The 21569-nt window shown below is 69.2% G+C and carries 18 protein-coding genes; 6 read left to right on the forward strand and 12 right to left on the reverse strand.

All coding sequences use genetic code 11. The features are described 5' to 3' along the window. Window positions 1-12 precede the first annotated feature (12 nt). Window positions 13-1896 (reverse strand): glutamine--fructose-6-phosphate transaminase (isomerizing), encoded by a 1884-nt coding sequence (gene glmS, locus ACH49X_RS23225; RefSeq protein WP_195080445.1) that lies wholly within the window; start codon window positions 1894-1896, stop codon window positions 13-15. A 36-nt stretch (window positions 1897-1932) separates the two neighbouring features. On the opposite strand from glmS, the gene ACH49X_RS23230 reads away from it, so the two are divergent. Beyond that, window positions 1933-2790 (forward strand): hypothetical protein, encoded by an 858-nt coding sequence (locus ACH49X_RS23230; RefSeq protein ID WP_195080444.1) that lies wholly within the window; start codon window positions 1933-1935, stop codon window positions 2788-2790. A gap of 27 nt (window positions 2791-2817) precedes the next feature. Here the strand turns inward: ACH49X_RS23230 and ACH49X_RS23235 are convergent, their stop codons facing one another. The 5 genes from ACH49X_RS23235 to ACH49X_RS23255 all read right to left on the reverse strand — a co-directional run bounded on the left by ACH49X_RS23235 (window position 2818) and on the right by ACH49X_RS23255 (window position 6060). Continuing rightward, window positions 2818-3168 carry a hypothetical protein gene (locus ACH49X_RS23235; protein ID WP_195080443.1) on the reverse strand — a complete coding sequence of 117 codons (351 nt, stop codon included), beginning with the start codon at window positions 3166-3168 and terminating at the stop codon, window positions 2818-2820. 47 nt (window positions 3169-3215) lie between these two features. Beyond that, on the reverse strand, window positions 3216-4964 hold the full coding sequence (locus tag ACH49X_RS23240; RefSeq protein ID WP_357208727.1) for a hypothetical protein: 1749 nt from the start codon (window positions 4962-4964) through the stop codon (window positions 3216-3218). Between the two features lie 58 nt (window positions 4965-5022). Beyond that, complete coding sequence (locus ACH49X_RS23245) at window positions 5023-5334, reverse strand: hypothetical protein (RefSeq protein WP_357106534.1); 312 nt, start codon at window positions 5332-5334, stop codon at window positions 5023-5025. 127 nt (window positions 5335-5461) lie between these two features. Continuing rightward, a complete protein-coding gene (locus ACH49X_RS23250; protein WP_067803763.1) occupies window positions 5462-5770 on the reverse strand; it encodes a DUF6802 family protein in 309 nt (102 codons plus the stop codon). Window positions 5771-5868: 98 nt separating this feature from the next. Continuing rightward, on the reverse strand, window positions 5869-6060 hold the full coding sequence (locus ACH49X_RS23255; RefSeq protein WP_195080440.1) for a PspC domain-containing protein: 192 nt from the start codon (window positions 6058-6060) through the stop codon (window positions 5869-5871). Window positions 6061-6207: 147 nt separating this feature from the next. Between ACH49X_RS23255 and ACH49X_RS23260 the strand changes: the two genes are divergently transcribed. Next, the gene (locus ACH49X_RS23260; RefSeq protein ID WP_357208726.1) at window positions 6208-7863 is read left to right on the forward strand and encodes an ABC-F family ATP-binding cassette domain-containing protein; all 1656 of its coding nucleotides are present in this window, start codon (window positions 6208-6210) and stop codon (window positions 7861-7863) included. Window positions 7864-7898: 35 nt separating this feature from the next. On the opposite strand, the gene glmM is transcribed toward ACH49X_RS23260, so the two are convergent. From glmM to ACH49X_RS23285, 5 genes are all read right to left on the reverse strand, one after another. Further along, complete coding sequence (gene glmM / locus ACH49X_RS23265) at window positions 7899-9275, reverse strand: phosphoglucosamine mutase (protein ID WP_195080438.1); 1377 nt, start codon at window positions 9273-9275, stop codon at window positions 7899-7901. Window positions 9276-9490: 215 nt separating this feature from the next. Next, window positions 9491-10000 carry a 30S ribosomal protein S9 gene (rpsI, locus tag ACH49X_RS23270; protein ID WP_195080437.1) on the reverse strand — a complete coding sequence of 170 codons (510 nt, stop codon included), beginning with the start codon at window positions 9998-10000 and terminating at the stop codon, window positions 9491-9493. Then, on the reverse strand, window positions 9997-10440 hold the full coding sequence (rplM, locus tag ACH49X_RS23275) for a 50S ribosomal protein L13 (RefSeq protein ID WP_067803768.1): 444 nt from the start codon (window positions 10438-10440) through the stop codon (window positions 9997-9999). Before rplM ends, rpsI begins: the two co-directional genes overlap by 4 nt. Before the next feature lie 143 nt (window positions 10441-10583). Beyond that, complete coding sequence (locus ACH49X_RS23280) at window positions 10584-12203, reverse strand: hypothetical protein (protein ID WP_195080436.1); 1620 nt, start codon at window positions 12201-12203, stop codon at window positions 10584-10586. 100 nt (window positions 12204-12303) lie between these two features. Beyond that, window positions 12304-14796, reverse strand: a complete 2493-nt coding sequence (locus ACH49X_RS23285; protein ID WP_195080435.1) for an FHA domain-containing protein — start codon at window positions 14794-14796, stop codon at window positions 12304-12306. A gap of 107 nt (window positions 14797-14903) precedes the next feature. On the opposite strand from ACH49X_RS23285, the gene ACH49X_RS23290 reads away from it, so the two are divergent. Further along, on the forward strand, window positions 14904-16349 hold the full coding sequence (locus tag ACH49X_RS23290; RefSeq protein WP_195080434.1) for a metallopeptidase: 1446 nt from the start codon (window positions 14904-14906) through the stop codon (window positions 16347-16349). Window positions 16350-16356: 7 nt separating this feature from the next. Here the strand turns inward: ACH49X_RS23290 and ACH49X_RS23295 are convergent, their stop codons facing one another. Beyond that, on the reverse strand, window positions 16357-17682 hold the full coding sequence (locus ACH49X_RS23295) for an FHA domain-containing protein (RefSeq protein WP_357208725.1): 1326 nt from the start codon (window positions 17680-17682) through the stop codon (window positions 16357-16359). Window positions 17683-17824: 142 nt separating this feature from the next. Between ACH49X_RS23295 and ACH49X_RS23300 the strand changes: the two genes are divergently transcribed. The 3 genes from ACH49X_RS23300 (at window position 17825) to ACH49X_RS23310 (ending at window position 21569) form a co-directional block, all read left to right on the forward strand. Next, window positions 17825-19030 carry a hypothetical protein gene (locus ACH49X_RS23300; RefSeq protein WP_357106549.1) on the forward strand — a complete coding sequence of 402 codons (1206 nt, stop codon included), beginning with the start codon at window positions 17825-17827 and terminating at the stop codon, window positions 19028-19030. A 113-nt stretch (window positions 19031-19143) separates the two neighbouring features. Beyond that, window positions 19144-20343 (forward strand): hypothetical protein, encoded by a 1200-nt coding sequence (locus ACH49X_RS23305; protein ID WP_357106552.1) that lies wholly within the window; start codon window positions 19144-19146, stop codon window positions 20341-20343. Next, window positions 20340-21569, forward strand: coding sequence for a hypothetical protein (locus ACH49X_RS23310; RefSeq protein WP_195080430.1), 1230 nt, complete (start codon window positions 20340-20342; stop codon window positions 21567-21569). Before ACH49X_RS23305 ends, ACH49X_RS23310 begins: the two co-directional genes overlap by 4 nt.

Consider the following 21569-nt stretch of genomic DNA (forward strand, 5'->3'; position numbering starts at 1 on the left):
GCGGCCGCTCAACTATTCCACGGTGACGGACTTGGCCAGGTTCCGCGGTTTGTCGACGTCGTAGCCGCGCGCCTGCGCCACCTCGGCGGCGAAGATCTGCAACGGCACCGTCGACAGCAGCGGCTGGAACAGCGTCGGCGCGCTCGGGATCTCGATGAGGTCGTCGGCGAACGGACGCACCGTGTCGTCGCCCTCCTCCGCGATCACGATGGTGCGCGCGCCCCGGGCTTGGATCTCCCTGATGTTGCTCAGCAGCTTCGAATGCAGCACCGCGCGCCCCTTCGGCGACGGCATCACCACGATCACCGGCAGGCCGTCCTCGATCAGCGCGATCGGGCCGTGCTTGAGTTCACCCGCCGCGAACCCCTCGGCGTGCATGTACGCCAGCTCTTTGAGCTTGAGCGCGCCCTCCAGCGCCACCGGGTAGCCGACGTGGCGTCCGAGGAACAGCACGGTCGGGACCTGCGCCAGCTCCCGCGCGATGGCCCGCACCTGCGGCGCGGTCTCCAGTACGCGTTCCACCAGCTCGGGCATCGCCTCCAGCTCGGCGAACTCGCGGGCGACCTCGTCCGGGTACTTGGTGCCGCGCGCCTGCGCCAAGGCCAGCCCGACCAGGTAGTTCGCGGTCACCTGGGCCAGGAACGCCTTGGTGGAGGCGACGCCGATCTCCGGCCCGGCCCTGGTGTAGAGAACCGCGTCGGATTCGCGGGGAATCTGCGCGCCATTGGTGTTGCAGATCGCCAGGACGCGCGCCTTCTGCTCCTTCGCGTGCCGCACCGCCTCCAGCGTGTCGGCGGTCTCGCCGGACTGCGAGATCGCCACCACCAGCGTGGAACGGTCCAGCACCGGATCGCGGTAGCGGAACTCGCTGGCCAGCTCCACCTCTACCGGCAGCCGCGTCCAGTGCTCGATGGCGTATTTCGCCAGCAGACCGGAGTGGTAGGCGCTGCCGCACGCCACGACGAACACCTTGTCGAAATCGCGCAGCTCCTGGTCGGCGAGGCGCTGCTCGTCCAGCACGATCCGGCCCGCGCCGTCCTGGTCGGTGCTGAAATGCCCCATCAGGGTGTCGGCGACCGCGGCGGGCTGCTCCTCGATCTCCTTCAGCATGAAGTAGTCGTGGCCGCCCTTCTCGGCGGCGGCCAGGTCCCAGTCGATCGTGAACGGGCGGGTGCGCGAACTCGCGTCCGCGCCCGCGAAGTCGGTGACCCGGTAGCTGTCCAGGGTGATCACGACGGCTTGGTCCTGTCCGAGCTCGACCGCCTCGCGGGTGTGCTCGATGAACGCCGTGACGTCCGAGGCGATGAACATCTCGCCCTTGCCGACACCGACCACCAGCGGGGTGGAGCGGCGCGCCGCCACGATCGTGTCCGGATGGTCGGCGTGCGTGAAGACCAGCGTGAACGCGCCCTCCAGACGGCGCAGCACCGACAGCGCGCTGGCCGCGAAGTCACCGGCGGTGGGGCCGTCGGCGTACGCGCGGGCCACCAGGTGCACCGCGACCTCGGTGTCGGTGTCGCTGCTCAGCTCGACCCCTGCGTCCTCCAGTTCGCGACGCAGCGGGGCGAAGTTCTCGATGATGCCGTTGTGCACCACGGCGACCTTGCCGCTGTGGTCCCGGTGCGGGTGCGCGTTGCGGTCGGTCGGCGCGCCGTGCGTTGCCCAGCGGGTGTGCCCGATGCCCGTGGTGCCCACGAAGCGATCGATCCCGGTTTCGGCGAGTTCGGCCTCCAGGTTGGCCAGACGGCCCGCCTTGCGCTCCACCGCCAGCGCGCCCGCGCCGTCCAGGATCGCCACACCCGCGGAGTCGTATCCGCGATATTCCATGCGGCGCAACGCGTCAACGACGACGCCGAGCGCGTCTCGGTACCCGACGTACCCCACGATTCCGCACATGGCTCACCACACTACTTATCGGATAACGTTCACGTCGTGTCGGCGTCTGTGAAATCGCTATTGAGCACCCTGACCAGCCGGGGCCCGCACCGCGTGTTGCGTGGCAACCTGGCCATCGCCGGTCAGCCGGGGGTGGTGTTCACGCCAGAGGCGGGGCGGAACCTACCTGCCGTCGCGTTCGGACATGGCTGGTTGACCGGGGCGAACCACTACCGCACGCTGCTGGAACACCTCGCTTCGTGGGGCATCGTCGCCGCCGCGCCCGACACCGAGCGCGGACCGATTCCGTCACATCTGGGGCTGGCCGCCGATTTGCTCACCACGCTCGACATCTGCACCGGCGTGCGGCTCGGCGACGGCGAGATCAGCGTGCATCCGGAGCGGCTGGCCCTGGCCGGGCACGGCATGGGCGCGGGCGCCGCGGTCATCGCCGCCGGTCGCCGCGACGTGGCCACCGTCGCGGCGCTGTTCCCCGCGCCGACCGCGCCCGCTGCCGAAGCCGTGGCGCCCGAGCTGGATGTTCCCGCGTTGATCCTGGCCGGAGCGACCGACATCACGTCGGTCAGCTCCAACGCCATCCCGCTGGCCACCGCGTGGGGCGGCCCCGCGATCCTGCGCGCGATCGACAAGGCCTCACACAACGGCATCATCGAGGGCAGGCGCGTCCTCGCCGCGGTGGGGGCGGGCAAGCACGAATCGAAGACCGCCCGCACCACCCGCGCCCTGCTGGCGGGCTACCTGCTCGCCACGCTGGCGGAGGACAAGAACTATCGCGCCTTCGCCGATCCCGAAGAGGTCATCCCGCACACCGCCGTCGTCGACCCTACGGCGCCGCAGGAGACGGAGCCGCCGAAGCTGAAGGTCGGCCAGCTCGCCGCGCTGCTGCGGAGGTAGCCGACCGGCCGAGCCGGGGAGCGCCGGTCAGATCAGCCAGCTCTTGCGCTGGTAGAACTTGGCCTCCTCGTCCTCCTCGTCCACCGGCCGCACCGTTTGATTGGCCCGGCGCGCGGCCATCGACCGCGCGATGGCCGCGCGCTGCTCTCGGAGTTCGTCCTGCCGCCGCTGGTGCTCGTGCGCCTCGGCGGAGGCCTGGTCCGGGTCGGCGGCGTGCGTCGACCAGAACTCGTCCATGTCGGCGGTCAGCCGGTCGGTGAATTCCCGACCGGTCGCCGCGGTCTGCTCGTTGATCGCCTGGATCTCGTCGAGCAACAGCGACATGCGGCGCTGATTCTCGGCGGCGAGTTGCCTCGCTTCCTCGGCGAAGTCGACCATGCTGCGCCTCCTCGCTCATCCGGTGTGTGACCTCGTCCCGGCCGGTGTCACAGTGGACCCGCCTCCGCGAACCCCGGGTCCAGCGGCCCGGCTTCGGCGAGTTCCGCGCCGCTGTCCAGCGGAACGTCCGGCTCCGGCTCTCCCTGCTCCGGTATCGGTTTCGGATAGTGCTCGCCGTCCTCTTCGCGCCGGGTGCCCGGCAGGGTTCCGCTCGGCAGCCCGGAGGTACCGTCCTCGGGCGGCGGACCGGGCGTAGGCGTTTCGTTTTCCTCCTTGGGCTCCGGCGCCGGAGGCTTCTCGTTCGGCGACTGCGGGGGAGCTGCCTCGAGCGCCGGGGGCTGTGCGTTATCGGCTTGCGGCTCGATCGCCGAGATGACCGGTAAGCCGTGCTCGTTCAGCTCGACGGTGAACTCCTGTTCCACGCCCGTGGCATCGGAGAGAATGAGTGTCAACCGGCCGTCCGGCCCCATCTCGAACTTCACGTGCTTGCCGCCGATATCGAATTCCGCCTGGGACCGTGGCGTTTCGCTCGGCCCCTCGCCGTTCCGGTCGTCGGCTTCGGCTTGCTGCGTCTCGATGCCCTGCACGAGCTTTTCGATGGCGTCGTCGACGCCGCTCTTGATGATCCCGCTCAGCGCGGACACGCCCTGCTCCACGGCTTGACCGAGACCCGTTGCGAGCGGGGCGAATTCCCTCGCCACCTGGCTGAGCGCGGCGAGTCCGTCCAGGCCGGGCATCTTCGGCGCGGCGGTGGTCGGAGCGCTGGGCGTACTCGGAGTACTCGGCGTGGTCGGCGTGTCCGGTGTCGTGGACGCGGGGACGGTGCTCGGTGTGGTGCTCGCCGGGACGGTGGCGGCGGGCGTGCCCGGGGGACCTGGTGCGTTCGTCACCTGCGGCTTGTTCTGGTCCACCGGTGTTGCCTGCTGTGGTTGCGACGGGCCTTCCGGGCGCGGGTAGGCCTGCTCGGACACCTGCGCCAACGCGTCGGTGAGGTTCTTGTACTGGTCTTTGAACAGTCGATCGACCTCGGCGCAGACATCGGTGTAGGACGCCAGCTTGCGGTCGAAGTCCGGCTTGAACGTCTTGGTCAGCCACTCGTCGGTGACGCTGCGCACCCGATCGCCGTACGCGCCGGTGAGCAGATTCTCGCTGTCGGAGTTGATGAAGCCGAGCACGCTTTTGTTGATCTTGTCCTCCGGCACGGCGAGCGCGGGGAATATGCGCCCGAGTGCGCGGACCTGCTCCGCGTCGATCCATTCCCGCGCGTTGTACACGTCGACGATGACCTTCACATCGGCCGGAGTCTTGCCGTCGATGCTGATCGACTTGCTGCCGCCCACCGGACCCTCGAGCAACTCGCGGGTGGCGAACGCCTTCGCGGCCACCGCCGACCGCAACGAGCCGGCCATATCGGCGATCACGGTCATGGCGGCCCTCGCGTGCTGCCGGTCCTCGTCGGCCAGGACCGACTGCTTGCCGAGCATGTCGAGCGCGGCGGCCGCCGCCGTGCCCTGCCACAACTCGGGCAGCCGACGGGTGTAGCCCCGCTGCGCGTCCCATTGCCGATCCACCTCGGCGAGTGCGACTTTCAGGGTCTCCCCCGCCTGCTCCAGCTTCTCCAACCGCGTGCCGCGCTGCTCGTCGTACATCGCCAGCAGCTTGCCGACGTCACCGCGCCCGCCATTTCCGCCGAACGCCGCCTCGTACAGCGGCATGAACTGAATCCAGTACTGCAATCCCACGCTGCCCTCGTCCAAGAGGGTGTCGATCGCTTTGCCCTGCCACGAAACCGTCATGATCCCGACCCCTCGAATGTGTGGCGTCGCCGGTGCGAGCGCATGTCATTCGGCGGTCTCATGTCTTGTCCGTCTCGGAGGCGCGCTGCTGGTCGGTCTCGGCGTAGGCCACCACGGCGGCCCCGAGCGCGTCCGCGGTCGCGGTGGTGGCGTCACTCCAATCCCGCAACCACGCACCGATCCGTTCCAGCCCCTGCTGCACCGCGATGCCCTGCGGCGCGTAGTTCCGGCCCGCGTCGCCGCCGCTGCCGAACAGGTGCTCGGCAACCCGCTTCGCTTGGTCGCGAACGGCGTCCGCCGATCTGCGATAGTCGCTGCCGAGCGCGCCGAGCTCCCCCGTGCGGACTCCGACCATTTCCGATCCGCCCACGACTCCCCTCCGTCCTCGTAGTGTCGTTGCGCCGACGCGAATCTCTTCGCGCCGAATGCCGCCGTACTTCCTTCGACGCAACACACCGACACTCGGTTCCCCCCGAATTCCGCTCCAGCGGAATCGGTCAACCGCCGATTCGGCCTCGGTCGGTGCGGACCCACTCGGAGGTGCCGTCGGGGTGACGGTGGAATTCCCATGCGGCGTAGTCGCCGTCCTTCTCCACCACGGTGACGTGGTCGGCGAAGCCGTCGTGGTCGTAGTCGGTCCAGACCTGCATCGCCTCGTCACCCGTCGTGGTGATGGTGTCGAGCGAGCCGTCGCCGTCGATGTCCTGCGTCGGGTGGTGCAGTTCGATCGCACCCAGGCCGTCGAGTGACGACGACGCGTCGATGCCGGGTATATCCAGGCCCGGGAATTCGCTCGAGGTGATCATGACCCCTCCTCAGCAGGACTCGTACCGGTGGTGCGATGCCGCTCGCGCGGCATCGTTCCATCCTGTCACCCACGCGGGCTCGACGCAGCCCCGCGGCTTCACTTCTTCGGCATCAACAGCCACAGCGCCAAGTAGATGATGAACTGCGGACCCGGCAGCAGGCACGACACCACGAACAGCAGCCGGACGACGTTGGCGTTCCAGCCGAGGTACTCGGCGATGCCACCGCAGACGCCTGCGATCCACTTGTCGTGGGTGGAGCGGGTGAAACGGCGGGTGGGGGCGGTCATTGGTCTTCCCTCTCGTGCGGTGATCGCTACGTCCTCCACTGTGCCCGCCACCGCGGGTTCCGCCATCGGCCCGGCGGCCGATACCGACCCTGATTTCTCCCGGGGTCGGCCTCAGGGTGCGACCCCGAGCACGGCAGACTCGTGCTGGTGAGCACCACTCTGCATGCCCGCGGCCTGTCGGCCGGTCACGGCGAGCGCACACTGTTCGCCGACCTCGATCTGACCCTCGCTCCGGGCGACGTGATCGGCCTGGTCGGCGTGAACGGCGCGGGCAAGTCGACGCTGCTGCGCCTGCTCGCCGAACGGAAGGCGCCGACGGGCAGCATCACGCTCAGCCCCCCGGACGCGACGGTCGGTTATCTGGCGCAGGAGACACAGCGGGTCGAAGGCGAGACCGTCTTGGCATTCCTCGGCCGGCGAACCGGAGTGACCGAGGCGCAGGCGGCGATGGACGCCGCGGCCGAGCGTCTGGCCGAAGGCGGGCCGGACGAGTATTCCCCCGCGCTGGAACGCTGGCTCGCCCTCGGCGGAGCCGATCTGGACCAGCGGGCGCACGAGGTCGCCGCGGACCTCGGCCTCGCCGACAGCCTGCCGAACGGCCTGGACACTCCGATGACCGGCTTGTCGGGCGGTCAGGCCGCGCGCGCCGGATTGGCTTCGGTGCTGTTGTCCCGCTTCGACATCCTGCTGCTGGACGAGCCGACCAACGACTTGGATTTGGACGGCCTGGCCCGGCTCGAACAGTTCGTCGCGGGGGTGCGAGTCCCGCTGATGGTGATCAGCCATGACCGGGAATTCCTGGCGCGCACGGTGAATCGCGTCGTGGAGCTGGATCTCGCGCAGCAGCAGGTCGGGTTGTACGACGGCGGCTACGAGTCCTACCTGATGGAGCGCGAGATCGCCCGGCAGCACGCGCGCGAGGCGTACGAGGAGTACGCCGACACCAGAACGAGCCTGGAGGCCCGCGCGCAGATGCAGCGCAACTGGCTCGAGCACGGCGTCCGCACCGCCCGCCGCAAGGCGCGGGATCCCAGGAAGATGGACTCCGACAAGGCGGGCCGCAAGATGCGGGCCGAGGCCACCGAGAAGCAGGCCGCCAAAGCCAGGCAGACCCAGCGCCGCATCGAACGGCTCGAGGTGGTCGAGGAACCCCGCAAGGAATGGGAGCTGCGCATGAGCATCGCCGCGGCCCCGCGCAGCGGCTCGGTGGTGACGACGCTGTCGGGGGCGACGATCACCCGCGGCGACTTCACGCTCGGCCCGATCACCACCCAGGTCGACTGGGCCGACCGCATCGTGCTCACCGGCGCGAACGGCTCAGGGAAGTCGACTCTGCTCGCCCTGTTGCTGGGCAAGCTACGACCCGACACCGGCACCGCGAGCCTGGGCTCCGGCGTCGAGATCGGCGAGGTGGATCAAGCGCGCGGGCTGTTCCGCGGAACCGCCGCTCTCGCCGCCACTTTCGGCGCGGAACTGCCGCAGTGGCCGGAGGCGGAAGTACGCACCCTACTGGCGAAATTCGGCCTGCGCGGCACGCACGTACTGCGGCCGTGCGACACGCTCTCCCCCGGCGAACGCACCCGCGCCGCCCTGGCCCTGCTCCAAGCCCGCGGCGTGAACCTGCTCGTGCTGGACGAGCCGACCAATCACTTGGACCTCCCCGCCATCGAACAACTGGAGCAGGCCGTCGAATCCTTCACCGGCACACTCGTGCTCGTCACCCACGACCGCCGCATGCTCGACACGGTCCGCGCGACCCGCCGCTGGCATATGAACGCGGGCGTACTCACCGAAACCCACTGACTCGAAGCCACGCTCGGCCACAACCAGCGCGCCGCTCACACCCCCGCGACGCGCTTGGCGAGATCGTCCGCCAGCTGACGCGCCTGGGTCGGGTCGGTGGCTTCCACCATCACCCGCACCAGCTCCTCGGTGCCGCTGGGCCGCAGCAGCACGCGCCCGGAGTCACCGAGTATCCGTTCCGCTTCCAGCACCGCTTCGCGGATCTCGGGTGCGCGCGCCACCACGGATTTGTCGTTGACCGGCACGTTCACCAGGATCTGCGGCACGGTCTGCAGCACGCTCGCCAGATCGGCCAGGCCGCGCCCGGTCCGCGCCATCCGCGCCATCAGGCGCAGGCCGGTGAGAATGCCGTCGCCGGTGGTGCCGTATCGGGGGAACACCACATGCCCCGACTGCTCGCCGCCGAGCGTGAAGCCGCCGCGCCGCAACTCCTCGAGCACGTAACGGTCGCCGACGGCGGTGGTGCGCACGGTGATGCCCGCCGCCCGCATGGCGATGTGCAGGCCGAGGTTGCTCATCACGGTGACGACCAGGGTGTCGTCGGCCAGCTCGCCCGCCTCGTGCATGGCGAGGGCCAGGATCGCGAGGATCGCGTCGCCGTCGACCACATTGCCGTGCGCGTCCACGGCCAGGCAGCGATCGGCGTCGCCGTCGTGCGCCAGACCCAGATCGGCGCCGTGTTCCACCACCGCGGCCCGCACCTGGTCGAGATGGGTCGAGCCGCAGCCGTCGTTGATGTTCAGCCCGTCGGGCTCGGCGTTGATGGCGATCACCGTCGCCCCCGCTTCGCGGTAGGCGGCAGGCCCCACCTCGGCGGCGGCTCCGTGCGCGCAGTCGACCACGACGGTCAGCCCCGACAGGTCCTGTCCGGTGGCCTCGACCAGGTGTTCCACATAGCGCTCATGAGTGCCCGCGAGGCTGTACCGGTCGGGGATGCTCAGCCCGTGGTCACGCGCGCCGGCCGCGTTGCGCACCCGCCCGATGCCCGCGCCGGTCGGACGGAACGGCTTCTCGGCGGCCATGAGGGCCTCGATCCGGTCCTCGATCGCGTCGTCCAGTTTGTGCCCACCGGCGGCGAAGATCTTGATCCCGTTGTCGGGCATCGGGTTGTGCGAGGCGGAGATCATCACGCCGAGACAGGCGTCGTACAAGCCGGTGAGGTAGGCGACGGCCGGGGTCGGCAGCACCCCCACCGACAGCACGTCCACGCCCGCCGCGGTCAACCCCGCGGTCACCGCGGCCTCGAGCATCTCGCCGCTGGCCCGCGGGTCGCGCCCGACCACCGCGAGCGCGCGCTTCTTGCCCCGGCTCAGGATCTGCGCGGCCGCGCCGGAAACGCGCAACGCCAGCTCTGGACTCAATGACTCGTTCGCAAGCCCGCGGACTCCGTCGGTGCCGAACAACCGTCCCATACCTCGCCCCTCATTGGTGATCTGTGGCGTGGGCGTCGGCCCGGGAGGCACCGGCCCGTGCACCACGAAGGCCCCGCGAACGCCGCGTCTTCATACAGCGCGAGAGCAGGCGACCAGCTGTTCGCTGGGAGCCTGCTCTCGTACGGCTGCCGCGTCGACCGTACCGCCTCCGGCACCGCGAGAGTGCCGGAGGCGCAGAGCCGACGATGCCGAAATCAGCGCTTCGAGTACTGCGGCGCCTTGCGCGCCTTCTTCAGACCGTACTTCTTGCGCTCGGTGGCGCGCGGGTCACGAGTCAGGAAGCCGGCCCGCTTCAGGGCGGGACGATCCTCCGGGGTGACCTCGATCAGCGCACGGGCGATGGCCAGCCGCAGGGCGCCTGCCTGGCCGGACGGGCCGCCGCCGACCAGGCGGGCGTGCACGTCGAAGGACTCGGTGCGCTCGACGGTCACCAGCGGCGACTTGACCAGCTGCTGGTGCACCTTGTTCGGGAAGTAGTCCTCGATGGTGCGGCCGTTGAGCACGAAGTTGCCGGAGCCGGGCAGCAGGCGCACGCGCACGACGGCCTCCTTGCGGCGGCCGACGGTCTGCACCGGGCGGTCGATCACGATCGGAGCGTAGGACGCCGAGGCCTCGGAGTCCTCGTAGCCCGCACCGTCCTCGACAGCCTCGGCAGCGTCGAATTCCTCGACGTATTCCTCGTTGAATTCCTCGGGAGCGGTCACTGGGCCACCTGCTTGATCTCGAACGGGATGGGCTGCTGGGCGGCGTGCGGGTGCGTCGGGCCCGCGTACACCTTCAGCTTGCCCGCGATCGCGTTACCGAGCTTGTTCTTCGGGATCATGCCCTTGACGGCCTTCTCCACGAGCCGATCGGGACGGCTCTCCAACACCTGACCGACGGTCCGCGACTTGAGGCCGCCCGGATGCCCGGAGTGGTGGTGGATCAGCTTGTCCTGCCGCTTGTTGCCGCTGATGGCAACCTTGTCGGCGTTGATGATGATGACGAAATCGCCACCATCGACGTTCGGGGCGTAGGTCGGCTTCGTCTTGCCACGCAGCAGATTCGCTGCCTGGACGGCGAGACGGCCGAGCACTACGTCAGTGGCGTCGATGACGTACCACTTACGGGTCACGTCACCCGCCTTGGGGCTGTACGTAGGCACAGTGCTTCCCTGTCTGTCGTCGGTGTTGCCAGCCAGGCGTGCGGTCGAGCTGTTCCCGGCGGCCGGTGGAGACCCGGGGCTCGGCGGACATTCCGCACGCCAACGAGCCACCATACCAGTGGGGTATGGCGGGGAGAAATCCGTCAGATCTCGATCGGCGGGCCGAGGTCCATGGCGCCGGGCGGGCCGGGGACCAGGTAGCGCAGGGTGTCGACGTCGGGCCGCCCGCACTCCGCCGTCCTTTCCTTCGCTTCCCGCTGGGTTCCCCGGGTGGCGGTGACACCTGGTTTCGGCTGGGTGATCGCGTAGGGCGAGGTCGGACACCCGACCGGCGCGCCGTCGACTTCTTCCGCGGACACGACCGATGCCGCGTCGAGGGCGACCGGCCGCGCGGTCAACTCCACCCGGTGATTCCCGGACGGAAGCGCGACCACGGCCAGCGCCACCGCCCCGGCGACGGTGTTGGCTCCGAACAGGTTGCCCTTCATCTTGTTCCACAGCTTGCCCTTGCGGTGCCCGTCCGCGTCGTCGGACTCGGCGCCCGGCTCCTGCCACGGCCCCTGGTGCTGCTGACCGGCGTACCGGGACTGCTCCGGCGCGCCCGGGTAGGGCGGACGCGGGCCGACGGGATCACCGGGCGGGCGACCGCCGTCCTGCTGCTCGTCGGGCGCGCTCGGCGGCCGGGTGAAGCGGCTGCCCAGCTCGGCGAGGTTCGGCGGCAGACCGCGCGGCACGTCGTCGCGCCCGATCCTGGTCGTCGGCTCGTCGGGCTGGGTCGGGTATCCGGGGCCGTATTGGACGCCCGGCACCGGCCGGGCCGTGCGCCGACCCGCCTCCGCCTGCTGCGGGGGATACTCGGCCTGCGGTCGGGCGGGCGTTGGTTCGGCGTGCCTGCCCGAAGGCTCCGGCTCGCCCGCCTCCGGGTCGCTCACCAGCAGATGTGCCGCGCCGAGCACCAGGGCGTGCATCGGATGGTCCGCCACGTGCAGGCGGTGCCCCAGATGGTTCTGGAAGGCCAGGCGCAACGCGTCGTTGAAGCGCACGTTGCCCGACAGCAGAACCGTCGAGGTGTCCGCGCCGATCGAGCGGGCCGCCGCCATCACCTCGATCACGACGTCGTCGGCCGACCTGGCGTCGCGCATGGCCTGCGCGTCCACCGGAACGTCGACCGACTCGGTGGGCTGCTCGTCGTCGCCGTGCACAGCGACCACCAGCATGCCGCGGCCGTCGGAGTACACGCCCGTCGCGCCGATGCCGTTCGGCCTGGCCCGGTCGGGCGGGTGCACCAGCCCGAGGGCGCGGACGTAGCCGGACAGCGCGACGCTCTCCGGCAGCGGTTCCACGACGACATCGAGCTGTTCCACCATCGAGGCGTAGATATCGATCTTCTCGTCCGGCCAGCTGTCCGGATAGGGCAACGCCACCAGATCCGGTTTGCCGCGCAAGTGCTTGCCGATCTCGGCGAGCGGGTTGTACAGACGCGCGCGGAAGACCAGTTCCGCGGGCCAGGTCGCGCCGGCGACCACGATCTGCGGATGCCCGAGGATGTCGCGCACGTCGGCGATCGCCATCCCGAGATCGGGTCTGTTGCGTTCCACGCCTGCCGTGTGCAACCGGCCCGACGAATCCGCCAGCAGATAGGCCGGCGGCGTCCACATGCCCTCCACCTGCACGGGGCGGATGGGAACGCCACCGCCACCGGCCGCAACGGACACCACATCCCAGCCGAGATGCACTGCCCCTACTCGCACCGTCACAGGCATAAGTGTGCCCGGTTCGCGGCCGAGATGCTCGTCGTCGCCGTGTCACACCGCCCGGCGTCGCTTGCGCGGACCGGGGCGGGGACGGACCGTCCGGATCGCCTCACGCGGTCGACTTCTTCAGTCGCAACCGGCGCCAGGTGATGAGCGCGAGCACCAGCGTGATCAGCGACAGCACGCCGACGTCCAACGCCCAGATCTCCGGCTTGTGCTGCCAGAGCGTGTCGGCCTGCGCGTTCAGGAACAGCTCCCGGATGTTCACCGTCGAAGCGCCCATCGCGTAGCCCCAGCGCGCCGGGAACAGCCAGGACACCTGCTCGAGCACCACCCGCCCGGTGACCGGGATCAGGCCGCCCGCCATCACCAGCTGGCACATGATGGCCACCACCAGCAGCGGCATCACCTGCTCGTTCGACTTGGCCAGCGACGAGAGCAGCAGCCCGACGACCACACAGCAGATCGCGGTGAGGGCGATATCGATGTACAGCTCCGCGCTGCCGGACGCCAGCACCGCCCCCTCACCGGGACGCTTCTTGCCCGCGAGGACGATCCCGACCAGCACGGCCGATTGCAGCAGCGCGGTGAAGCTGAACACCGCGATCTTCGCCATCAGGTATGCCGACGGCAGCAGGCCGACGGCGCGTTCGCGGTGGAAGATCGTCCGTTCGCCGACCAGGTCGCGCACCGTGAGCGTGGAACCCATGAAGCAGGCGCCCAGAATCAGCACCACCAGCAACTGCTGTGTCTCACTACCGCCCTCCGGCACGAACGTGCCATCCGGCAGCGCCTTCAACGCGCCGCGCTGGAATCCGTTCTTCCCCGGCACCACCAGCGACAGGCCGCCGAGGATGAACGGCAACAGCACCAGGAACGTCAGGTAACCGCGGTCGGCCAGGATCAGCCGGACCTGCCTGCGCGCCAGAGTCGAGAACTGCTTGCCGCGACTGGACTGCGGCGGACTGCCCGCGGGCCCGTACGGCTGCGGGGGCGGCGGGGGCGGCGGGGCGAACGCCTGCCGGGAGCGATAGGCGGCGAACGCCTGATCCGGATTGGCCGCGACATTGGCGAAGATCTCCGCCCAGTCGCTGGTGCCGAGCGCCGCGCCGACACCGGCCGGATTGCCGCAGTAGGCGGTCTTGCCGCCGGGAGCGAGCAGCAGCACCTGATCGCACATGTCCAGGTGCGCCACCGAGTGGGTCACCACGATCACCACGCGGCCGGCGTCGGCCAGCTCGCGCAGCATCACCATGACCTGACGGTCCAGTGCCGGGTCCAGGCCCGACGTGGGTTCGTCCAGGATGAGCAGCGACGGGCCGGTCAGCAGTTCCAGCGCCACCGAGGCGCGCTTGCGCTGACCGCCGGAGAGACGGTCGACCCTGGTGTCGGCGTGCTCGGTGAGCGAAAGCTCCTGCAGCACCCCGTCGATCACCTTCTGCCTGTCCTGCTTGCTGTTGTCCCTCGGCAGCCGCAGTTCGGCCGCGAAACCCAGCGCCTGGCGCACCGTGAGCTGCCGGTGCAGCACGTCGTCCTGCGGCACCATGCCGATCCGGGAACGCAGCGCCTCGTACTCGGCGTGCAGATTGCGGCCTTCGAAGGTGACCACGCCGCCCGAAGGCTGTGTGGTGCCCGCGATCAGGCGCGACAGCGTCGACTTGCCCGCACCGGAGGGACCGATCAGCGCGGTGAGCGTGCCGCGGCTGGCCGACATGTTCACGTCGACGAGCAGTTGCTTGTTGCCCTCGACGGTGAAGCCGACACCGTGCACGGCCAAACCCTGCTCGGCGACCGGCTTCTGCCGGTGCACCAGCGTGCCCTGCTGGACGACGAAGTCGACGTTGCCGACGGTGATGATGTCCCGCTCGCGCAGCACCGCCCGCTGCTGGCGGTGCCCGTTGACGAACGTGCCGTTCGCCGAGCCGAGGTCCTCGATGGTGAGGCCATCGGCGGAGGCGATCAGGCGGGCGTGCTTGCGGGAGGCCAGCGGATCGTTGACGACGATCTGATTGTCGGTGGTGCGGCCGATGCTCAGGCCGGTCTGCGGGATCCGGTCGGCGCGGGCGATGGGCGCCGTGCTCGCCCTGGCCCGGACCGGAGGCATGTTCGAGGTGTCCGCCCTGGTCGTCATGTTGACGTTCACCGCGGGCGCGGGCGCGTCCTGCGGAGGCGGATAGTGCGGACGCTGGAACGGCTGCGCGGGCCGCCGGACCGCGTGCGGCGGCGGGCCCGGCGGCGGCGCGGGAACCGGTTGCGGCGGGCGCGCGGAAGGCCGCTGCGGTGGTTGCGGGTTCGCCGGCAACAGGTGCAACAGCGGGCCGCTGATCGCGTCGCCCAGCCGGACCTGTGTGGGGCGGTCGATCGACACCGGCTGGGTCAGCCTGCGCGCGTCCACGAAAACGCCGTTGGTGCTCTTGTTGTCGGTCAACACCCAGGCGCTGCCCTGCCAGGCCAGCGTGGCGTGCACACGCGAGACGAGCGGGCTGTCGACGAAAAGCGTCACCTCCGGCGCGCGGCCCATCGTGACCTGCTGGCTCGAATCGAATACTCGTTCGTTTCCATCATGGCGCACGGTGATGGTCTGCGCCCCCGGTGAAGACATGCAGCGGATACTATTCCATCACCCGGACATCGGCGGTGCCCCCGATGCGCCAAATGCCCCGATCCGGCGACCGATGTGAACGTTGTAGCGGCCGACCAGGGGGAGCCTTGCCGAGAGTCCGAGCGACCGCGCTGGTTGCGACGCTGCTCAGTGTTCTGGTGCTGGTCGGCGGATGTATCCGAGTGGTCGACGGCCGGGCCGTCTCCGTCTACGACGATCCGTTCAAGGTGGCCGGGTTGCCCACCACGAGCGGCCCGAGCGGCCCGCGCACCGGCGTCGAGGACAGCACGCTGACCGCGACCAACGGCGACGGCGGCGCCGTGGACACCCTGGCGCTCAACGCCGTCGACGATATCCAGACCTACTGGCGCGGTGAGTTCGGCAAATACTTCCAAGGCGAGTTCAAGCCGGTCGAGAAGCTGCTGTCCTGGAGCGCGAAGGCAGGGCGGCAGGAGTCGGTCGAGTTCTGCAAGGAGACCACCTACCGCTTGGTCAACGCCGCCTACTGCCGCCTGGACAATTCCATCGGCTGGGATCGGTCGGTGCTGCTTCCCACCATGGAGGAGACCTTCGGGAAGATGTCCGTGGTGATGGTGCTCGCGCACGAGTACGGGCACGCGGTGCAGACCATGGCCAAGATCGTCGGGCCGAAGGACCCGGTGATCGTCAAGGAGCAGCAGGCGGATTGCTTCGCGGGCGCTTTCATGCGGCACGTGGCCGAGGGCAAGGCCCGGCATTTCACGATCAACACCTCCGACGGCCTCAACAGCGTGCTCGCCGCCACCGTCGCCATCCGCGACTCCGACCCCGACGACCCGGAAAGCGTGCACGGCTCCGCTTTCGAACGGGTCACCGCCGTGCAGATCGGTTTCACCGACGGTCCCAAGGCGTGCAAGGGCATCGACCAGGACGAGATCGACCAGCGCCGCGCGAATCTGCCGCAGAGTTTCAGTGACGACAACGGGCGCGGCGAGTACCCCATCACCAAACAGACCTTGGTCGAATTGACCAAAGCACTCGAAGCGATTCTGCCGATCGACCACGAGCCGACCTACGACTACACCCGGGCGAAGATCGCTTGCCCCGACGGCGTGGTGACCGAACCGGTGTCGTACTGCCCCGCCGCGAACACGATCGCCACGGACATCCCCCGACTGGCCGAGCGGGGTACGTCGGACTACGGCGCGGACGACCCGCTGCCGCTCAAGGTGACCGGCGATTACAACGGCTACATCGTGTTCATCTCCCGATACACCTTGGCCGTCCAGCAGAGCCGCGGGCAGAGCCTGGTCGGCGCGAAAACCGGACTGCGCGCGGCCTGCCTGTCCGGGGTGGTCACCGGCAAACTCGCCGAATCGGGACGACCGGTCAGTCAGGGCGATATCAAGCTCGCCGCAGGAGATCTCGACGAGGCGGTCTCCGGCCTGCTCACCGACGGCCTGGCCGCCAGCGACGCCCAGGGGAAGACCGTGCCGAGTGGTTTCTCCCGAGTGGAGGCATTCCGCGCGGGAGTCCTCAACGGCGAGAGCGTGTGCGCCGCGCGCTATTCCTAGCGCGTGCTCAGCGGCCGAACGGCGGCGGCGCGGCCAGTTCGAACCGCAGCACGCGGTTGCCGAGCATGATCTCGGTGCCGGGGACGAGCGCCATGGACTGGCGCGGCGCCAGGCGCACCCAGTCGCGGTAGCCGGGCAGCCTGGTGCGGGTGCCGTTGGTCGAACCGCAGTCCACCACCGTCACGTCCCAGTTCACCAAGCGGATTTCGGCGTGGGCCCTGGACATGCCGCCGGAGGCGTCCTCCACCCGCAGCGGGACGAGTCCGCTCTCCGCGGCCGGTGAACGCTCGGGGTCGCGTCCGATCACCGCGTCCGCGGCGAGCATGTAGGTCATGCCGTCGTCGAGGATCAGCATGCCCAGCGGCGGGCGGACCACTTCGATCAGCGCCTGGGTCTGGTCGACCGGCATCCCGCAGACGGTGCAGAACGCCGCCCGCGGATCGCTGGGATGCGCCCGGGCGCATTTGAACCCCATCACCTTGACGGTCAGCGCGGTGGCCTTCGCGGTCGCCTCCAGCCGACGCTGGAGCTCCGGATCGGGCCGCGGCGCGGGATTGGTGCCGCCCAGTTGCGTCGGCGCGTGGTGCGGATCGATCGGCGTCTGCTCCGTCTGGGCGTCGAGCATCGCGGTAGACGGCGCCGTCGGGTATCGCGGCGGGTGCGGCTGCTGGCGCTGTTCCGATTCCGCGGACGCCGCGTGTTCGACACGCGCCGCCGGCAGCGCGGAGGTCTCCGGGTCGTGCTGCGCGCCCAAGGATCCGGACGCCCGGCCGTACCCGGGCAACTCGGTGCGCGCGCCTTGCGTCCAGACGATCGCGCCCCCCGCTTGCGCGATGCCTTCGACCAGCCTGCCGATGCCTGGCTCAGGCGGCAGATCCGGGATACGGCCCTTCGCGTCGTCGACGAACAGCGCCGCCGCCCGCGCCGGAACCGCCGCGACCCGATCCACCGTGAAGGCCGCGTCGCTGCCGCGATAGCGCTCGAGCCCGCCGTCACCGGCCAGCACGGCGGTGATCGCCCCGTGCAGGAAGATCGCCACACCCCCGTGCTCGGCGGTGGACAGAATGCCGAAATCGATCGGCTCTCCCGGGCTGATCCGCTCGGCCTGCTTCATCAGCCAGCGCGTCGCCTGCCGCGCCACCAGGGCGCCGGGCCCGCCCGGCTCCCGATCGGTCGCGTCGCGCACCAGTTCGGCCAGTGATTCCAGCGCGACCGCGGCGGGCGAATCCTGAGCCGGCCTGCCCGGCTTGCGGTGCGCCACGATGATCACCGCGCCCGCGACCCTGGCCACGGCGTGGCTACCGACGACGACCTCGACCTGCCGATCCTTCACCGGTATCGGCCTCCACCGGGATTGCAGTGCAAGGTCGTCGCCACACGGACAAGGGTATTGCAATAGGACGACCATCGGTCCCCCTCCCCGCCCTCTGTCGGGTAACTTCGGTGTCAGCAACGGGAGGAACGAGGGGCCTGAGATGGTTCGGACGCAACGCATCGCGCTCACCGCGTCTTGTCTGGCATTGGCGGGGATGCTGGCCGGTTGCGCAGGCGTGCAGGGCACACCGACCGCGGGTGAGATCGACGTGCGCAAGCTGGAAGTCGGCACCTATCCCGTGGACAAGCACGAGTACGACCAGGATTCGGCGGGCAAAGGCGCGCTGCTGGAAGGCATGCGGATGTCCGAGGCCGTGGTCCCGACCGTGCGCATCGATTCCGTGTTGAAGTTCGGCCGCGGCAGCACCGTCGTCAAGGACGCCGAGCAGGCGCTCGACTTCGTGGCCAAGGTGTCCAGGCCGGTCCTCGACAACCGCAAGCTGATCGTGGGATATGCCGCCAGCGGCGCGGACCGTCCCGATCCGGCCGGCCAGACCAATCCTTCCCCGCAAGCCACCGCGGTCACGAACGCGCTGTTCCGCTTCCCAGACGAGGCCACCGCGAAACTCGCCGCCCGGGAACTCGAGGACGTCGACATCGCCGTCTCGCCGGACAACCGCAAGCTGTCGTCGACGAAGTACCCCGACTCCTATATCCACTGGCGACCCGGTGTTCCCAACGTCGGCACCTTCATGGCGTACAAGGAATTCGTCATCTCCTTGTTCATCCAGCGTCCGACGGCGGATGCCGACGACCTGGTGAAGTGGGTCGACAAGACCTTGGCCGCCGAGGTGGCGCAGCTGGACAAGTTCACCCCGACCCCGGTGAACAAGCTCGACACCCTGAAGGCGGATCCGGACGGCCTGCTCGCCCGCGTCGCGGTCGCCGACCGCAAGAACCGAGAGCCCGACCCGGCGACCTTCGCCGTCTACGGCGGCTATCACACGGTGCACCGCGCCGATGACGAGTCGGTGCACCTGCGCCTGATCGAGGAAGCGGGCGTGGACCACATCGGTCTGCTCGACGACAGCTACGTCGCCCGCACCCGCGACGGGGCCGCCGCCCAGAAATTGGCCACCGGCCTGTTGGACAGTGAAGGCGCGCACTACGACCCGCTCGGCGCTCCCAAGGACGTCCCCGGCGCGAAATGCCTGCAGCTCAACAGCAAGGGCGACCCGGATCGGGAGTACAAGTACCGGTGCTACGTCGCGTACAAACGGTATGTCGGAGTCGTCACCAGTGATAAGGAACCGGACGTGCGGCAGAAGGTCGCCGCGGAGTACGCACTGCTGGCGAACAGTTTCTGAGATCGGCGGCGGTAGTCGCCCCGCGCTTTCGCGATCCGTGGCCGCGGGTGGGCCGAAGTAGGATCCGGCGCAACTACCGCAGTCAGGGGAGGGAAAGAGTGCAGCACGGCGTGATGTCGAGACCGATCCGAATCGCTTGTGCCCTGGTACTGGCCGGCGCCGTCGCCCTGTGTGCAGGGGCGTGCGGCGATCCGGAGGCCACGACACAGAAGCCCGCACAGCCGGTCGATCTGGCGCAGCTGGACGTGGGCAATTACGCGACGACGCCGCGCGTTTACGCGACAGCGAAGAATCCCGAGCAGGCGCGCATGATCGAGGCGGAGCGGCTGGCGAACTTCGTGCCCATGCCGTCGGACATCGACCCGGCGTTCGTCTCCGCGAATCCTTCGATCTCCAAGGTGTTCATCGAGCCGAAGAGTTCGCTGGGACGGATCATGAACGTCTCCCGATTCGCCGAGGCCGCCCCGGAGTTCGTCGCCGGATTCCTCAGCAGCGCGGGCACCGAGCCGGACAATCGCGGCACCGACCTGGTCAACGCCGTCCTGATCTTCCCGGATGAGCAGAAGGCCGCGGCTGCCGCGGCCGCCTTGGAACGCGTCGACTTCGAGGCCAACAACCGGAACACGCCGGTGCAGATCCCCAAGTACCCGGCAGCGCACGCGCATTGGCAGCCGCAGGAGCAGTCGATCGGGTCGTGGTTCGCCACCGGCAAGTTCGTCGTCTACACCTGGATCTTCGACTACGTGAAGATCTTCCTGGAGAAGGTTGACCTGCCCGCGCTGCTCGGTCTGGTCGAGAAGAGCCTCGACACAGTCGTCCCCGCCATCGGCCGCTTCACTCCGACCCCGGTCGACCAGCTGATGACAGTGTCGATCGATATGGACGGCATGTTGAGCCGGGCGCTGCCGAGACCGAGGGAAGACTCGTGGATCGATCCGCCCGGCGCCTACACCGGACACGGCGCGCTGCACTTCACCACCGATTCGGCCGAGGATCGCAAGATCATCGAAGCGGCCGGAGTGGACCGGTACGCCACCGACGGCACCGATCTGTTCCGCGCCCGCGACGCCGCCGCGGCGGCACAGCTGCGGGAGCAGCGCGGTGGGCTGACGAAGAAGTTCCGCGGGGCCGAGGCGCCGAAGGGCCTGCCCGCCGCGCGCTGCAAGGAATACATCGGAACCAAGACGGTGGTCGTCCGTTTCTACTGCTCGGTGTCCTACGACCGCTACGCGGCGTTCGCGTGGTCGCATCAACTGCTCGACGCGCAGCAGCGCATCTCCGCCCAGTACGCATTGCTGGTGAATGCCGCATGACGAGATTCCGCACCGCCGCCGTCGCGCTCGCCTGCGCGATGACCGCCACCATCGTCACCGGCTGTGGCTCGACGCTCGCGGGGACCGCGCGGCCGGGTGAGATCGATATTCGCGGTCTGGACACCGGCAACTACCCCACCGAGCCGCCGAACGCGCACGACGACGACTACCAGCCGCTGTTCATCGACATGGACAAGGTCGCCGCCATGCGGCTGGCCGATCACGTCGCGTCGGCCTACGACATCGATCCCAGGATGAAGTACAGCTGGACGCCGTCGAGCATCAGCAAAGGGACGCTGCCCGGTGAACTCGGGCGCCAAGAGGACATGCGGCCGATCGCGGAACGCAACCGGATGATGTTCGGGTTCCACACCAACGGCTCGGATCAGAATGTCAGCTTGATCGCCTCCGGATGGCCGACCAAGCCCCGGCCCAATTCCACGACCGTCGGCACGATCGTCATGCAGTTCCCCGACCCCGAACGCGCCCGCCAGGCCGCGACGGAGTTCTACGACGCCGATCTCGGCGCCTACCGCGAGCAGAACGAGCCGGTCACCCTGCCGCGGCAGCCGCAGGCGCGAGCGCACTGGCGTCCAGGCTCCCCGTTCCTGCGCACGATCCTCGCGCACGGCTCCTACGTGGTGGCGTTCCTCGTCTCGGCCAACGCTCCCGATCGCAACGCCCTCGTCGCGCTCGCGGAGAAGGCGTACGACGTTCAGTTGCCGCTGCTCGATCAGTTGCCCGCGCTGACCGAGGAAGAGATGCTGCGTCTGCCTTGGGACCCCGATCATCTGCTGAGCCGCACCCTGAATCCGGCCGGGGTCCACTCCCCCAGCTACGACGATTCACACGCGCTGCTCGGTCTGCGCGGCATCATGCAATACGCCGAAGACCGCGATTACGCGAAACAACGCTTCACGGCGATGGGCGCCGACAGATTCGCCGTCTCCGGGGACACAGTGGTGATTCGCACGCCGAATCCGGCGGCGGCGCGGCGGATTGTCGCCGAACGCATCACCCCCACGGTGATCGCGGGCCCGGCCGATCCACCGCAGCACCTGCCCGATTCGGTGTGCGTGGAGAACCGGGCCACGCTATTCGATGATCGGCGATTCACCTGCGTCGTCGCATACAAGGAATACGTCGGATTCGTCGGGGCGAATCAACTGCTGGACGCTCAGCAGCGCGCTGCCGCACAGTATTCCGTTTTCGCGAACAGCCGATAA

The sequence above is a fragment of the Nocardia sp. NPDC019323 genome, from assembly GCF_044389845.1.
In the GTDB taxonomy this organism is placed as follows: Bacteria; Actinomycetota; Actinomycetes; order Mycobacteriales; family Mycobacteriaceae; genus Nocardia; species Nocardia implantans.